This window comes from uncultured Pelagimonas sp., from assembly GCF_947498515.1.
Lineage (GTDB): Bacteria > Pseudomonadota > Alphaproteobacteria > Rhodobacterales > Rhodobacteraceae > Pelagimonas.
Genome location: NZ_CANMKO010000010.1, coordinates 90015 through 103997 on the forward strand (window position 1 = coordinate 90015; position 13983 = coordinate 103997).

At 54.3% G+C, this 13983-nt stretch carries 12 protein-coding genes; 6 read left to right on the top strand and 6 right to left on the bottom strand.

The annotated features are described in order from the left end of the window. The first annotated feature begins 33 nt into the window (after positions 1 to 33). The 5 genes from Q1A43_RS18175 to Q1A43_RS18195 all read left to right on the top strand — a co-directional run bounded on the left by Q1A43_RS18175 (position 34) and on the right by Q1A43_RS18195 (position 4167). Positions 34 to 579, top strand: coding sequence for a winged helix-turn-helix transcriptional regulator (locus tag Q1A43_RS18175; RefSeq protein WP_299937539.1), 546 nt, complete (start codon positions 34 to 36; stop codon positions 577 to 579). A gap of 170 nt (positions 580 to 749) precedes the next feature. Then, positions 750 to 956, top strand: coding sequence for a hypothetical protein (locus tag Q1A43_RS18180; protein WP_299937542.1), 207 nt, complete (start codon positions 750 to 752; stop codon positions 954 to 956). A 76-nt stretch (positions 957 to 1032) separates the two neighbouring features. Next, the gene (locus Q1A43_RS18185) at positions 1033 to 1572 is read left to right on the top strand and encodes an RNA 2'-phosphotransferase (protein ID WP_299937544.1); all 540 of its coding nucleotides are present in this window, start codon (positions 1033 to 1035) and stop codon (positions 1570 to 1572) included. A 107-nt stretch (positions 1573 to 1679) separates the two neighbouring features. Further along, complete coding sequence (locus Q1A43_RS18190) at positions 1680 to 3890, top strand: NADP-dependent isocitrate dehydrogenase (protein WP_299937546.1); 2211 nt, start codon at positions 1680 to 1682, stop codon at positions 3888 to 3890. Between the two features lie 148 nt (positions 3891 to 4038). Next, the gene (locus Q1A43_RS18195) at positions 4039 to 4167 is read left to right on the top strand and encodes a transposase domain-containing protein (RefSeq protein ID WP_299937548.1); all 129 of its coding nucleotides are present in this window, start codon (positions 4039 to 4041) and stop codon (positions 4165 to 4167) included. A 91-nt stretch (positions 4168 to 4258) separates the two neighbouring features. Here Q1A43_RS18195 and Q1A43_RS18200 read toward each other — a convergent pair whose 3' ends face one another. The 6 genes from Q1A43_RS18200 to Q1A43_RS18225 all read right to left on the bottom strand — a co-directional run bounded on the left by Q1A43_RS18200 (position 4259) and on the right by Q1A43_RS18225 (position 12309). Continuing rightward, positions 4259 to 6781 (bottom strand): methyl-accepting chemotaxis protein, encoded by a 2523-nt coding sequence (locus Q1A43_RS18200; RefSeq protein ID WP_299937550.1) that lies wholly within the window; start codon positions 6779 to 6781, stop codon positions 4259 to 4261. 228 nt (positions 6782 to 7009) lie between these two features. Then, the gene (locus tag Q1A43_RS18205; protein ID WP_299937552.1) at positions 7010 to 8170 is read right to left on the bottom strand and encodes an ABC transporter substrate-binding protein; all 1161 of its coding nucleotides are present in this window, start codon (positions 8168 to 8170) and stop codon (positions 7010 to 7012) included. 531 nt (positions 8171 to 8701) lie between these two features. Then, on the bottom strand, positions 8702 to 9331 hold the full coding sequence (locus Q1A43_RS18210) for a nucleoside/nucleotide kinase family protein (protein ID WP_299937555.1): 630 nt from the start codon (positions 9329 to 9331) through the stop codon (positions 8702 to 8704). Then, positions 9328 to 10128, bottom strand: a complete 801-nt coding sequence (locus Q1A43_RS18215) for an ATP-binding cassette domain-containing protein (RefSeq protein WP_299937557.1) — start codon at positions 10126 to 10128, stop codon at positions 9328 to 9330. The genes Q1A43_RS18210 and Q1A43_RS18215 overlap by 4 nt, the downstream gene beginning before the upstream one ends. After that, entirely contained in the window at positions 10104 to 11186 is a 1083-nt protein-coding gene (locus tag Q1A43_RS18220) for an ABC transporter permease (protein WP_299924350.1), read from the bottom strand. Before Q1A43_RS18220 ends, Q1A43_RS18215 begins: the two co-directional genes overlap by 25 nt. Positions 11187 to 11298: 112 nt before the next feature. After that, on the bottom strand, positions 11299 to 12309 hold the full coding sequence (locus tag Q1A43_RS18225) for a substrate-binding domain-containing protein (RefSeq protein ID WP_299937559.1): 1011 nt from the start codon (positions 12307 to 12309) through the stop codon (positions 11299 to 11301). Positions 12310 to 12506: 197 nt separating this feature from the next. Between Q1A43_RS18225 and Q1A43_RS18230 the strand changes: the two genes are divergently transcribed. Then, on the top strand, positions 12507 to 13706 hold the full coding sequence (locus tag Q1A43_RS18230; protein ID WP_299924603.1) for an ROK family transcriptional regulator: 1200 nt from the start codon (positions 12507 to 12509) through the stop codon (positions 13704 to 13706). Positions 13707 to 13983: the final 277 nt, after the last annotated feature.

Here is a 13983-nt window from a genome sequence, read left to right on the forward strand (position 1 = left end):
CCCTTTTGATTCTAAATATACTAACTATACTTTATGGACATAAAGCTTTTTGTCAACATCACCTCTCGGGCTTGGGCATTGCCCATTTTGTCGAACCTCCACAAAGGTGTTGCCGGGCGGCAGGCACCCTTGCTGGCTGCGACGGGTGCGGGTAGATCCGCGTTCGCGCAGAGCATGGATCATCTTATTTCCATTGGATTGCTGGAAAGAAACCCGGGTTACGGGCATCCGCTGCGCCCTGAATTTCGGCTGACAGCGTCCGGAATTCACGCCGCTGCAATCGCGAGCAAAATACAATGCGTTTCGGCGGACGAAGATCAGGATTTGCTTCGCCGCTCGTGGACTTTGCCGGTACTCACGTCGCTTCAGTCGCCCAGCCATTTCAACGAAATAAAGCGAAACCTGCAAACGATTACAGATCGCGCCTTGTCACAATCATTGAAATCTATGGAGGTCAGAAACTGGGTCTGTCGCAGCGTGGACGAAGCCGCCCGCCCGCCAAGATCAATATACAGCGCCGTGAACACCGGTGGCGCAATAAGCAAAACCATCGCGCCCGACATTAGGTTTGGTTCGTGAGACCGACTATCATTGAGACCTGTGGAGTGGTATCCAAAGTCGGCGTGGCGGCCCTTGCGCCATCACCCCCAAGACGGTTTTTCGCCTCCTCTTGAAAAAACGTCCCGCAATACCGACGGAACCTGTCAGCACCTGCGTGTAACCTCTCAAAAGACGAACAGGAGACAGTCATGCGCAGCCCCATCAACGCCCCCGTCCTTGCCACCGCTTTCGCCATTGGCCTTGGGTTTCTGGCTCAGGCGGCAAATCCCGCCGATCCGTACCAAGGTCCGCTTCTCAAACTTTGGAACGCGACCTTTCACAGCGAGCCAGTCGAAACACCATCGCAGTTCACCCCGCAAGACATCGCCAACACATCCAAGAGTTATTGGCTCTGACCGCTTGTACAGACCTTTGGTGTTTGCGAAACTCCGCGAGGAAAGAGTGCGACTTGTGATTTGAAGGATGTGCAACGTGACGCAAAAGCTAGACAAGACATCTTTTAGTAAACTGTTGTCATTTGTCTTGCGCCACGATCCCGGCAGCATCGGATTAACGCTTGATCGCGGCGGCTGGGCTGATGTTGATGACTTGCTCGACAAGGCCGGGCATCAGATCACCCGCTCCGAACTGGAAACTGTTGTCCAGACTTCCGACAAACAACGATTTGCCTTGTCCCCTGATGGCCGTCGCATCCGCGCCAATCAAGGGCATTCTATTGATGTCGACTTGGGGTTGTTGGCCGCCTGCCCGCCCGATGTTCTCTTTCATGGAACCGTTCAAAAATTTCTCAGTGCCATTCTGGAACACGAGCTGACACCGCAGGCGCGCCATCATGTTCATTTGTCCCCTGATACGGCCACGGCGCAAAGTGTCGGTGCGCGCCGAGGGACCCCAATTGTGTTGCGCATCAACGCCAAGGCGATGCATGAAGCGGGCTATCTGTTTTACAGATCACAAAATGGCGTCTGGCTAACTGATCACGTTCCCGCGTCGTTTCTGATGCCAAGCTGATTACACCTTTCGACGCGACGAAATGCATCACGGTATACGCTGGTATACTGTAGACCTTCGCGCGCTGATGCCCTAAGGAGAGCGCAGCAAACGAAAGGCAGTTACCCATGTCGAAGACCACTCCTGATATCATTTACACCATCGTAGACGAAGCGCCCGAGCTGGCCTCGGCGTCGTTCCTGCCCATCATTCAAAGCTTTGCCAGCGCCGCTGGCGTGTCTGTTGGCACCAAGGACATCTCGCTTGCCGCTCGAATCATTTCGACGTTCCCCGAGAACCTGACCGAAGAACAGCGTCAGTCCGATGATCTGGCAGAACTTGGCAAACTGGTGAAAACCGCCGAAGCCAACGTCATCAAGCTGCCAAACATCTCCGCCTCGGTGCCTCAGCTGGTTGCCGCCGTCGAAGAGCTTCAGGCGCAGGGCTACAAGCTTCCTGACTACCCAGAAGAGCCAAGCACCGACGAAGAAAAAGCCGTACGCGCGCGTTATGATGCCATCAAAGGCTCCGCCGTGAACCCGGTTCTGCGTGAAGGCAACTCGGACCGCCGCTCGGCCAAGGCCGTGAAAAACTACGCCCAGAACAACCCACATTCGATGGGCACATGGGAAAGCACCTCGAAGACCAAAGTGTCGTCGATGCCCGGCAATGATTTCTACGCAAACGAGAAATCCGCCACCATCACCGAAGCCCAAGCCGGTGACGCGAAAATCGAATTTGTCGGCAAAGACGGCTCTGTCACCGTGTTGAAAGACGGCTGGCCGCTGGAAACCGGCACCATTGCTGATGCTACATTCATGTCTGCCAAGGCGCTAGGCACCTTCCTTGCTGGCGCAATCGAAGACACCAAAGCCGACGGCACCATGTTCTCCCTTCACATGAAAGCCACGATGATGAAGGTTTCCGACCCGATCATCTTTGGCCACGCTGTCAAAGCATGGCTGGCCCCTGTGTTCGAAAAATTCGGCGCTGAACTCGACGCGCTGGGTGTGAACCCGAACTCCGGCATGGGTGACCTTCTGGATCGCGTCAAAGACAACGCCGACATCATGGCCGCCATCGACGCCGTCACCGCGGACCGTCCCGGCATGTATATGGTCGATAGCGACAAGGGCATCACCAACCTGCACGTGCCATCCGACGTGATCATCGACGCCTCGATGCCCGCCGTGATCCGCGCAGGCGGCAAAGGTTGGGACGCCGCAGGCGCCAAAGGCGACACCAACTGTGTCATCCCGGATCGCTGCTATGCCACCGTCTATGACGAATCGATCAACTTCTTCAAAGCCAATGGCGCGCTTGACGTGACCACCGCTGGCTCGGTCGCCAACGTTGGTTTGATGGCCCAAAAAGCCGAAGAATATGGCTCGCACCCGACCACATTCGAAGCCCCAGCCGACGGCACCATCCGCATTGTTCTGGCCAATGGCGACACGCTGCATAGCCATGACGTCGAAGCGGGTGACATCTGGCGCTCTTGCACCGTGAAAAAGGCCCCGATCGAAAACTGGATCAGCCTTGCCATGGACCGTCAGCGTCTGACCGGTTCCGAAGCGATCTTCTGGCTCGATGCCAACCGCGCCCATGACGCCGAGCTGATCAAATATGTTCAGCCTGCGCTGGACGCCGCTGGTGTTGCGGATAAATTCCAGACCATGGCCCCACGCGAAGCCACGGCTCAGTCGCTCAAAACCATCACAGCCGGCAACGACAGCATCGCCATCACCGGCAACGTTCTGCGTGACTATCTCACCGACCTGTTCCCAATTCTCGAACTGGGCACATCGGCGAAAATGTTGTCGATTGTGAAACTGATGAACGGTGGCGGCTTGTTCGAAACCGGCGCGGGCGGCTCTGCGCCCAAGCACGTTCAGCAGCTGGTCGAAGAAAACCACCTGCGTTGGGACAGCATGGGCGAATTCTGTGCCCTTGGTGAATCGCTGAACTTCCTCGCCGACAGCCGTGGCAATGCCAAAGCCGGTGTTCTGGGTGTGGCCGCCGAAGCCGCGACCCAAGGCATTCTGGATGACAACCGCTCGCCATCGCGCAAAGTCGGTCAGCCTGACAACCGCGACAGCCACTATTGGTTCGCCCGCTACTGGGCCGACGCTTTGGCGGCGCAATCCGACGACGCCGATCTGGCAGCCCATTTTGCCCCCATCGCCAAAGCACTGGCGAGCGGCGAAGAGGCGATCTTGGCCGAACTGGCCGCCGTTCAAGGCCCAGCGGCCGACATAGGTGGCTACTACCGTCCAAGCGTTGAACTGAAAGCCAAAGTGATGCGCCCAAGTGCGACACTGAACGCGATCTTCGGCTAAACCACGCTCAACCAAATAAATGGACCCGCCACACAAAGCTGTGGCGGGTCTTTTTCATTTTAGGGCACCTTGTATTGGCTCACGACCCCCAAAACCCACCCATTTTAGAGTCCGGATTGAGCCCAGAATGACCGATGCTGCGCTTTGAATGAATGTCAGCTTTGCATTCGTTTCGCGGTTGCGTCGTGAGCGTCTGGTGAACCCGACCAAGATTTGCGCTACCCTCATTGAAACGGCCAAGCTTAACGGCGTCGATCCTCAAGCCTGGCTCACATAGAGCCTCGCCCATATCGCCGATCACAAAATCACACGTCTCGACGAACTCAGGCCAAGGCAGTACACTGTATCAGCCGCGCAACAGACAGCGCTTAGGCGACCTGTTCTTCATCTGGACTATCATCTGATAAATCTGCAGAGAAATCAGGTTGATCAGCCCGACCTGCAGACATATCCTCAGCAGATCCAATCTCAAACTGCGCAGCCAATTCCCCCATACGCGTGGCGTCCGATTTCAGCATTTGACCTGCTTCTGTAGTTTCCTCAACCATAGACGCGTTTTGCTGGGTCACACGGTCCAGTTGGGTAATGCCTGTATTGATTTCATTCAGACCGGCGGATTGTTCTGCGGTAACCTTTGCAATGCTCGACACAAGCTGCGAAATATGGGCAAAGCGATCAAGAATTGAGGTGAGTGCATCGCCGGTCTTGCCGACAAGCTCCACCCCGCGCTCTACATGTTCAGAGCTGTCATTTATCAGGGTTTTGATTTCCTTCGCGGATTCTGCAGAACGCTGTGCCAACGCCCTGACTTCCGAGGCGACCACAGCAAAGCCTTTCCCGCTTTCCCCTGCGCGTGCTGCTTCGACACCCGCGTTTAACGCCAAGAGGTTGGTCTGAAAGGCGATGTCGTCGATGACGTTGACGATTTTGGTTATCTGGGTTGAGCTTCTGTCAATTTCGGTCATGGCTGCAACAGCTGAGTTCACAACCACGCCGCTTTCCTCTGCATCATGCCGGGCCTTTTGCATGGTTTCTTCTACGTTGCGCGCATCATCAGCCGAGGACCGCACGCTTGAGGTCATTTCATCAAGCGCAGCTGCGGTTTCTTCCAAGGTTGCAGCCTGGCTTTCGGTGCGCTGCGACAATTGACCAGTGGCTGTGCTGATATCGGCGGTACCATTGCGGATGCTGGAGACAGCATTGATAACTTCTTCGAGCGTATTGCGCAGGTCAAGCTGGGCGCTGTTAAAGTTATCGCGCAGCTTTTCGTAACCATTTGCCATTTCCACCCGGATTGGTTTGCTTAGGTCGCCATTTGACAACCGCTCCAACCCATCGCCAATCGCATCTACGGCTGCTTTTTGCTCTGCCGCGCGCTCTTCGCGTTCCTTTTCGGTTCTAGCGGCCAGTTCCTGCCGTTCGACCAAACCATTGCGGAAGATAGCCAGCGCTTGGGAAATGCGATGGATTTCGTCAGAGGATTTTTCGAAGCCTGTCACCTCTGCGAGATCACCTTCAGCCAAACGTTCAGTTGTTTTGCTAATACTGCGCAACGGGATTAGGATCAGGACGCGCGTCAAGATAAGGGCAAGTAACAAAACGCCAGCCGATCCCGCTAATAACATTTGCACCCATTGTTGGTTCTTTTGGACTACCGTAGAAATGCCCTGCGCCATGCCGGCAATCATTTCTAGGTTTTGCTGGCCCAATGCTGTGGCTTGTTTTGAGATTGCAAGTACCGCTTCGGCAGTTGCCTTGGATTCGCGTGCCGCTGTGGCATTGGCTTGCAGAGATGCGGTTTTTAATGCTGGCAATCCCATCTTGGGGTCGGCCAAGGCAATTAGGCCTGAGAGATTTTTCGTCAGAATGCCATCATGGAAATCCAGGAACTTCTTCAACTCTTGCGAGGCCTTCGCCAAGTTGCCGGTGGCGTTATGCGTTTCAAACACGCCCCCGGCCACGACCACGTCCAGTGCGGCCATTTGAAAGGTGCTGATCCAAAAATTGATCTCTAGCAATGTGTTGAGATAGCCGACCTCGTTATCAAGCAGTTTCTGGATCGTTGCTTTGTTCTCTTCGCTCACTTCTTCGGCGGCAAAGACCAGGCTGAACACCATGTCATCTACTGCTGAGGATAGCAAAACATCCGCGTCGCGCCGCGCACTCAAGACAGCTTGGCGGTTATCAGACAAGCGAGATTGTCCTTGAAGGATTATTTTTGAGAACACTTTGGCAATTTCGCGCAGCTCATTTGTATCGAGTGTGATTTCTTCTGATGCTTCAAGCGTGGCGATCACATCGTTAAGCCGTTCTGAGGAGGCTTTGACCAGATCGACCAGAATGGATTTTGTGCCTGAATCTGGCTTGCTAGACAGGGCAAAGGTTGTGCCTGAAAGCAGGTTGATTTCTGCGCGTGCTTGCAAGAGGGCCTGCATGGCCGCGAATTTGTTATCGACCAGATTGCTCAGCGTAGAGTCGATTTTGGCAATGGTCGTGTCGCCGCCAGTTTTCAGATTGGTAGAGGCCTCGGCCGCCATTCTGGTCAGGATCTTTTGTATTTCGGTGCTGCGTTCCTGCATTTCACCGATTTGTGCTTCGATCCAGACCTTGTTTCTAAAGCTATTAGAGCGCGCTGCGATCAGCTCCTTGATAGTTTTAGCCGCGATTTGGCTTTGCGGCTCCATTTCTGCCTGTATGTCCTCAGGAAGCTCTACGATGAGCATACCAAGACGTTCAACAGCTGCTGTGGTTGCAGCCTCTGCCTTTTTCATGTCTTCTGCGTTATCGACCAGCAAAACCGATGTCATTGCATTCTTGGTTTCGCTGCTTGCGGCCACCAATTGGCTGCTGAGTTCAAGACTGGGCAATTGTTGTTTGGTCAGCAGATCCATATCTGTCGAAACATGACCAAAAACAATGGAAACAAGCACGCCGACCGCAGCTGACACCGCCCCCATTGCCAGCAAGATCAGTGTGATTTTGCTACCAATAGAGGAAAACAGACGAAATCTACGCTTTGCTTTGTTTGGTTTTTTCTTGAACATAGCCTTACCGTCCAGAGAGTTGCCGGTTTTCAAAGGTGAACCTGCCCCGACAGTGTAGGGCAGGTCGTTTTTTGGTTAGGAAGAGCCGCCGGTCTCGATCGGAGCGAAACCGCCATCTTTGGTGATATGTGTCAGGAAGACGTCGTCCATGCCCTGGTTGTCACCTGGACCAAATTCCATCTGCACTCCGCCGAAATCGATGCTGCGCAGGCCGGACAGCGCTGCGAGGAAGCTCTCACGGGTCAGATCACGCCCCGCTGCTTCTAGCGCTTTGAGAGCAAGGCGGCCTGTGAGATACCCTTCGAGCGTGACAAAGCCGGGTTTGGCCTCAGCATCCACGGCCTTAAGCGCTTTGTGGTATTGGGCCACCACAGCGCGGGAATCATCCCATGGGAAGGGAACAACCTGGCTGATAATCACACCTTCACCATCGGAGCCAAGTTCGCGTGCCAGCGCCTCCGATCCCACAAATGAGATGTTCACAAAGGCTGGGTTGAACTTGAGCTTGCGTGACAGCCGGATGAACTCAGCAACCGGCTTGTAGGCACCAACCATAACCACCGCGTCCGGCTTGGCCTTGCGGATCGACAGCAGCGCCTTTTTCACAGCGACTGTATTACGGGTATAGGTGCCTTCGGCCGCCAGGCTCAATCCGCGACTTTCCAAAGCAGCGGTCACACCGGCCAGCCCAACACGGCCAAACCCATCATCCTGATAGAGCAAGGCAATGTTTTTCATGCCTTTTTCGTCGACCAAATGCTTGATCCAGGCCTCGGTCTCAGCAAAATAGGTGGCGCGCACGTTAAACACAGTGCCGTGCTCGGCCTTGCGCAGGAAACCCGCACCTGTAAAGGGGCCGATAAAGGGCATTTGCGCTGCAGTCGCAATGGGTTGCGTGGCGGCAGAGGTCGGGGTGCCAACCGCTCCGATCAGACCGATATGCGCATTGTCTGCGATGATACTTTCAACATGGCTGACCGAACGGTCGGGTTCATACCCGTCATCCATGCTGTCCAGAACAATCTGTCGGCCATGGACACCACCGGCTGCATTTGCCTCTTCAAAGGCGGCCATCATCCCAAGGCGCATGCCCTGACCCAATGCGGCTGCTGGACCTTCCAGCGCGGCGACCTGAGCCAAGGTGATCTGGTTGTCGGTGATTCCCTGGTCAGCGTTTGCCAAGCCAGGCAGGGCGGCGAGCATTGCCGCCAATAGGGTCTTCGTTGCTCGTCTCATCAAAAATCTCCAATAGCCGGATGTGCGCCAGATGCTGGAGAGCAACCCTTAATAATCCAGTCTATGCGACCAAAGAAGCCGATAAGTTTCACCAGGCGTTGTAGCAAACCAATAGGTAAACAGCTGTTTTTACGACGATTTTTGAACTATCGATATCTCAAATTGAAAACAAAAACCTCTCGGACTTGCTCATTTTTCACGCTGAAGCGGGTCCGACTGGAAGTCGGAGGGTCTAGACCTGTGCCTGGATACAAAAGCCTGCCGTGGCCTCAGAGGCTATGGGATGTGTCAGCTTCTGGAAGATGCTTTAATCAGGTCACCGGGTGGCAACTGAGTACAGACATCTGGAATCGAACTTTGGCGCAACCGCAGCAAATGACTGGAAAGTCCTCTGATCAGTCCTTCAGCTGCGTTTGCGATGGGTTCTCCCGACAGAATTTAGCAGTAAACCCTTGTTGACCGATACTGCATCCAACATGGCTGACCGCAAACCCTCCTATCTAGATTTGCCAACTTTTAGCAAAAAACTGGTCAAATCTTGATTACAACATCTGCCAACATTGATTCCGTTGCTACCAGAGCGGCGTTTCTTAGGTCGTTCATCTCGGCGCGCTCTATCGCCTGTTCTGGCGTTAGCCCGTGAGCCAGCCATCGCTTTACGAGACGTTCTTTCAACACAGAACGTTGAACATCCAGTTGAATGGCAAAGTCCCAGCAATCCCTGAGGTCACGCCAACCAAGCGCGTCGAGAAGAAGATAATTCCCTTCAACAATTACACTATCGGATTCGCCGGAAACCATTCCAGCGCTGGCAATGGCAATATCGCGCGCTCGGTCAAAGATCGGAAAATACACGGCATCCGATCCGGGAAGTGCTTTCACCAGTCGCAGCAATCCCTCGACGTCAAAGGTCTCAGGCGCGCCTTTTCGCGTCAGAAGGCCTTGCTCGGACAGAATTTGATTGTCGAGGTGGAAGCCATCCATCGGAATGACCTGCGATTTTCTTCCAGCCGCGGTCATTCGATCGGCCAAAATCTCCGACAGGGTGGATTTCCCGGAAGCAGGCGGGCCGACGATGGCAATTAGCCTGCGCCGGCCAGCGCGAGGCGCCGCCAGAATTTGCTCAAGCAGCGTCTCGGCAATTTCGTTTGGGTCGCTCATCCGGCGTCCTGAGCGGGCGGTTCCTTGGCTCCCGTCATGAATGCGACCGCGTCGGACATGGTGTAATCCTTGGGGTCGATGGTGCAAAGCCGTTTGCCCAGACGGTGTATGTGGATGCGGTCAGCAACTTCGAAAACATGGGGCATGTTGTGGCTGATCAGGATGATCGGAATGCCACGGGAACGTACGTCCTGGATCAGCTCCAACACCTTGCGACTTTCCTTAACGCCCAAGGCCGCCGTCGGTTCATCCATGATGATGAATTTGCTGGCAAAGGCCGCTGCGCGAGCCACTGCTACGCCTTGGCGCTGGCCTCCTGAAAGTGTCTCGACCGGCTGTTTGATCGATTGAACTGTCATTAACCCAAGCTCGGTCAACTTGTCGCGGGCAAAATCCTCCATGGCTGTTTTATCGAGCAATCGCAGGTATTTTCCCATCCAGCCTTCCTTGCGGATTTCCCGGCCGGTGAACATGTTGTCGGCAATCGATAATGCCGGGGATAGAGCAAGGTTCTGATAGACGATCTCGATCCCCATTTCGCGAGCTTCGATCGGCGAGTTGAATTTGACAGGCTTTCCCTCGATCAGGATTTCGCCTTCGTCGGGGATGGTGGCACCGCAGATCGCTTTCACGATTGAGGATTTTCCGGCGCCGTTGTCTCCGATAACCGCCAGCACCTCACCTTGACGTAATTCGAAGTCTGAGTGGTCGATCGCGGTCACGTGGCCATAGCGCTTCACGATTCCACGGGCTTGAACAACAGGAGTGGTCATTATGCCGAAACCCTTCTGATCCATTGGTCGATAGCGACCGCGATGATGATAAGCCATCCGATGGCGAAGACCTGCCACAACACATCAACACCCGATAGGCGAAGACCCGAGCGGAAGACGCCCACGATGAGCGCTCCGAACAAGGCCCCCATAATCGAGCCCCGCCCACCAAAGAGAGAGATGCCTCCGATGACCACCGCAGTGATCGAGTCGAGATTGCCCTCGTAGAACGACTGAGGCGAGATTGAACCAACACGGCCGATCGATGCCCAGCCCGCAAGGGCGCAGACGAAGCCGGCCAGCCCGTAGACGGACAACAGGGTACGATCGGTTCGAATACCTGACAGATCAGCCGCTTCTTTGTCATCGCCGATGGCATAGACATGGCGACCCCAAGCGGTTTTGTTCAGCATGTACCAAAGGACGAAGAAGACGAGGATCATCAAAATGGCACTCAGCGTAATGCGGGCACCACCAAGATTGAACGATGCACCGAAGAATTTCAGGAAAGGTGCTTCTGTATCAATATCTTGCCCTCGAATAGACTGCGCTCCAGAAAGCCAAAGCAAGAGCGCATAGAAGATCGACCATGTACCAAGCGTGGTAATGAAAGGCGGCAATTTAACCTTCGTAATGAACCAACCGTTCATTGCCCCTGCACCGACACCGCCAGCAAGGCCGACAAGAATTGCGATCCCGGAAGGCACACCGGCAAATACAGCCAGATTACCCATGACAACGGACATTAGGACCATGATGGCAGCAACCGAAAGATCGATACCGGCTGTTATGATGATCAGCGACTGGGCCGCGGCCAAGATGCCGATAATCGACACCTGTTGCAGGATCAGACTGAGATTGAAGGCCGAGAAGAACTTTCCGCCAGCAATTAGCCCGAATGCGATCAGGCTGATAACCAAAACGATCACGGGGACCAAGGTGGGGTTATTGTGCAGCACGTGCTGAATGCGTTCTAACAGCGTGTGGTGCTTGAGTTCGAACGAAGCAACCTTGGTATCGCTTTGATCCAAGATCTGTTCGAATTCTTGCCCCTTTGGGGCCGGATTTGGCGTGTCAGACATGACTATCTCCCTCGCCGGCTAGCGTAGCTGCGGCATCAGATTCCGTCAAAAGTGGTGATTTAAGGCCCAGCGGCAGGGCGCTTTCACGCCCTACCTTGGAATTAGCTAAGGATCAGCCCCAGCACTTCTTCAAACCTTCGGCAGACGTGATCGAGGGGATACCGTCGACAGGTTCGTCGGTAATCAACTCGACGCCGGTGTTGAAGAAGTCCAGCCCTTCGCTGTTTTGGGGCTTCTCACCGGTCTCAGCGAAGGCTTTGATCGCATCGATACCTTTTGAGGCCATAAGAAGCGGGAACTGCATCGAGGTCGCACCAATCACGCCTCCCGCAATGTCCTTCACGCCTGGGCAACCGCCATCAACGGAAACGATCAGAACGCCTTCTTCTTTGCCAAAGGACTTCAACGCCTCATAAGCACCAGCTGCGGCAGGTTCATTGATTGTGTAGACAAGATTGATATCCGGATCGATCTGGAGAAGGTTCTCCATCGCGGTACGGCCGCCGTCGGGCGACCCGTCGGTCACATCATTGCCGACAATACGCGGATCATCTTCATCGCCAATATCTTTCGGGTCTTTGATGTCGATCCCGAAGCCCTGCAGGAAACCGTTGTCGCGTTGGTAGTCGACCGAAATTTCCGAGGCATTCAGGTCAAGAAGAGCGATTTTTGCGTTGGCTGCATCGTCTCCCATTTTCGCCTTGGCCCATTGCCCGATCAAAACACCGGCTTTGAAGTTGTCGGTAGCAAAGGTCGCGTCAGCAGCGTCAGCAGGCTCGAACTGTGTATCGAGAGCAATGACAAGGGCGCCGGCCTCGCGCGCTTGGGTGATAACGGGCACCAAAGCGCGGCTGTCTGTTGGGGTGATTAGAATGCCTTTGGCACCGGAAGCGATACAGGTTTCGACCGCGGCAACCTGAGTTTCCACGTCGCCATCATATTTGCCCGCGAATGTTGACAGTTCAATGCCTTTGGCAGCAGCGGCTTCGGATGCACCTTCCTTCATCTTTACGAAGAATGGGTTGGTGTCGGTCTTGGTGATCAAGCAGGCGCTGGTTTCAGCATAGGCTGCACCGGCCGTCATTGCTATGGCCAGAGCTGAAGTGGTCATTAGTGTTTTCATGATTTCCTCCCAAAAAAGAAACTTTTCGAGTTCTGGATCGGGCTCCTCCCCAATCCAGGCCTGCAAACATCAAATTAGCAGGTCTGACCCCAAAAAGCCCGATTCCACTGGTCCTGTCAATAAGTAAGTTAACTTTACTAACTAATGTGTTTTGGATTACCTTTTAATTCATACGGGAGGCAACTATGTTCCAATCCATGGACGGAGATAGCATCAGAGGGCAAAGCGCCGGCGTGAACCAAAGTGGTATTCGCGACCACAATGAGCGTTTGATTCTTACCGTCCTGCAACACCATCGCGCGCTTCCAGCGGCTGATCTTTCGCGGCGAACAGGACTATCCAAGCCAACAGTATCTACGATCCTGCGCAACCTAGAAAACGACGGGCTAATTCGCCGAGGAGACCCGGTTCGCGGAAGGATAGGCAAGCCATCCATTCCGATAGAGTTGGACCCAGATGGCACGTTTTCCGTGGGACTCAAAATTGGTCGCAGAAGCGCTGATCTGTTGCTTATTGATTTCGATGGGACTGTTCGCGGACAACTTCATACGACCTATGACTATCCAATGCCGGATGCGGTATTTGGCTTTCTTAAGGAAGGGTTGGATAAACTGCTTGGTGAACTGCCTGCGAGGCTGCAGGCTCGTGTCTGTGGCATTGGTATTGGCACACCCTTCGAGTTGTGGAAATGGCATGATCTGGCCGGCCTTGCAGCCGAGAAATTCCGCTCTTGGAAAGACATCGATTTCGCCAAAGAAGTCGCTACCTTCAGCAACCTTCCCGTTTTCGTTGTCAACGATGCGACCGCCGCATGCCAAGCCGAACATCTTTACGGTCACGGCTACGAATTTCGGGACTACGCATACTTCTTCATCGGCTCATTTGTTGGCGGAGGGGTGGTCTTGAACGGAACAGTCTTCGAAGGCAACCAGGGCAACGCCGGCGCATTGGGATCGATGCGCAGCACAGGTCCGCTCGGTGAAGCACAGCAGTTAATCGATGTGGCGTCCATTCACTTGCTCGAAACCCGCCTGACTGAATCTGGCCTCGATCCATCGGTTCTTTGGCAGCAGCCGCAGAACTGGAGCGGTTTGTCGCGGCATGTCGAGCCATGGGTCGGCCAAACTGCACAAGAATTAGCCAAGGCGTCATTGTCAATCTGCTCGGTCATTGATTTCGAGGCCGTCTTGATCGACGGCGCTTTCCCAGCGGATGTGCGCGACGAATTGGTGGACAGAACGCGGCGCTATCTGGTCAATCAGGACAAACGCGGGTTAATCGAGCCTCAAATCGAAGCAGGAAATGTCGGCCACAACGCCCGCGCTATTGGCGCCGCCAGCAGCCCTATTTTCTCGCAGTTCCTACTGAACACCAATGCCGGACTTTCGGCAATTTGACCCGGCACGTCAAATCCAACCTTTGTTCGCTTCTGTACCCATAGCCGGGAGCATGAGGTCAAAACCAGACGCTTGCACTGAAGAGGTGAGTGGTAGCTCTGTCCGCTCTGCAGGCCTGAGAATATCATAGTTGGTACTAAGTTATGACACGACCACCAAACCGGCACGGTATCACAATTGTGCTTGTTTCGACTTGATCCAACATGTCTTTGACTTTGTCGCCGCTGTTCCGGTGTGGGATATTTTGCAAGAAGAACGACTTTCAGAAAGGGGCGAT

Bases quoted from the DNA above. Each gene is read 5' to 3' on its own strand.
- Q1A43_RS18175 (WP_299937539.1), top strand. From the start codon at position 34: ATGGACATAAAGCTTTTTGTCAACATCACCTCTCGGGCTTGGGCATTG.
- Q1A43_RS18180 (WP_299937542.1), top strand. From the start codon at position 750: ATGCGCAGCCCCATCAACGCCCCCGTCCTTGCCACCGCTTTCGCCATT.
- Q1A43_RS18190 (WP_299937546.1), top strand. From the start codon at position 1,680: ATGTCGAAGACCACTCCTGATATCATTTACACCATCGTAGACGAAGCG.
- Q1A43_RS18195 (WP_299937548.1), top strand. From the start codon at position 4,039: ATGAATGTCAGCTTTGCATTCGTTTCGCGGTTGCGTCGTGAGCGTCTG.
- Q1A43_RS18200 (WP_299937550.1), bottom strand. From the start codon at position 6,781: ATGGATCTGCTGACCAAACAACAATTGCCCAGTCTTGAACTCAGCAGC.
- Q1A43_RS18205 (WP_299937552.1), bottom strand. From the start codon at position 8,170: ATGAGACGAGCAACGAAGACCCTATTGGCGGCAATGCTCGCCGCCCTG.
- Q1A43_RS18210 (WP_299937555.1), bottom strand. From the start codon at position 9,331: ATGAGCGACCCAAACGAAATTGCCGAGACGCTGCTTGAGCAAATTCTG.
- Q1A43_RS18215 (WP_299937557.1), bottom strand. From the start codon at position 10,128: ATGGATCAGAAGGGTTTCGGCATAATGACCACTCCTGTTGTTCAAGCC.
- Q1A43_RS18220 (WP_299924350.1), bottom strand. From the start codon at position 11,186: ATGTCTGACACGCCAAATCCGGCCCCAAAGGGGCAAGAATTCGAACAG.
- Q1A43_RS18225 (WP_299937559.1), bottom strand. From the start codon at position 12,309: ATGAAAACACTAATGACCACTTCAGCTCTGGCCATAGCAATGACGGCC.
- Q1A43_RS18230 (WP_299924603.1), top strand. From the start codon at position 12,507: ATGGACGGAGATAGCATCAGAGGGCAAAGCGCCGGCGTGAACCAAAGT.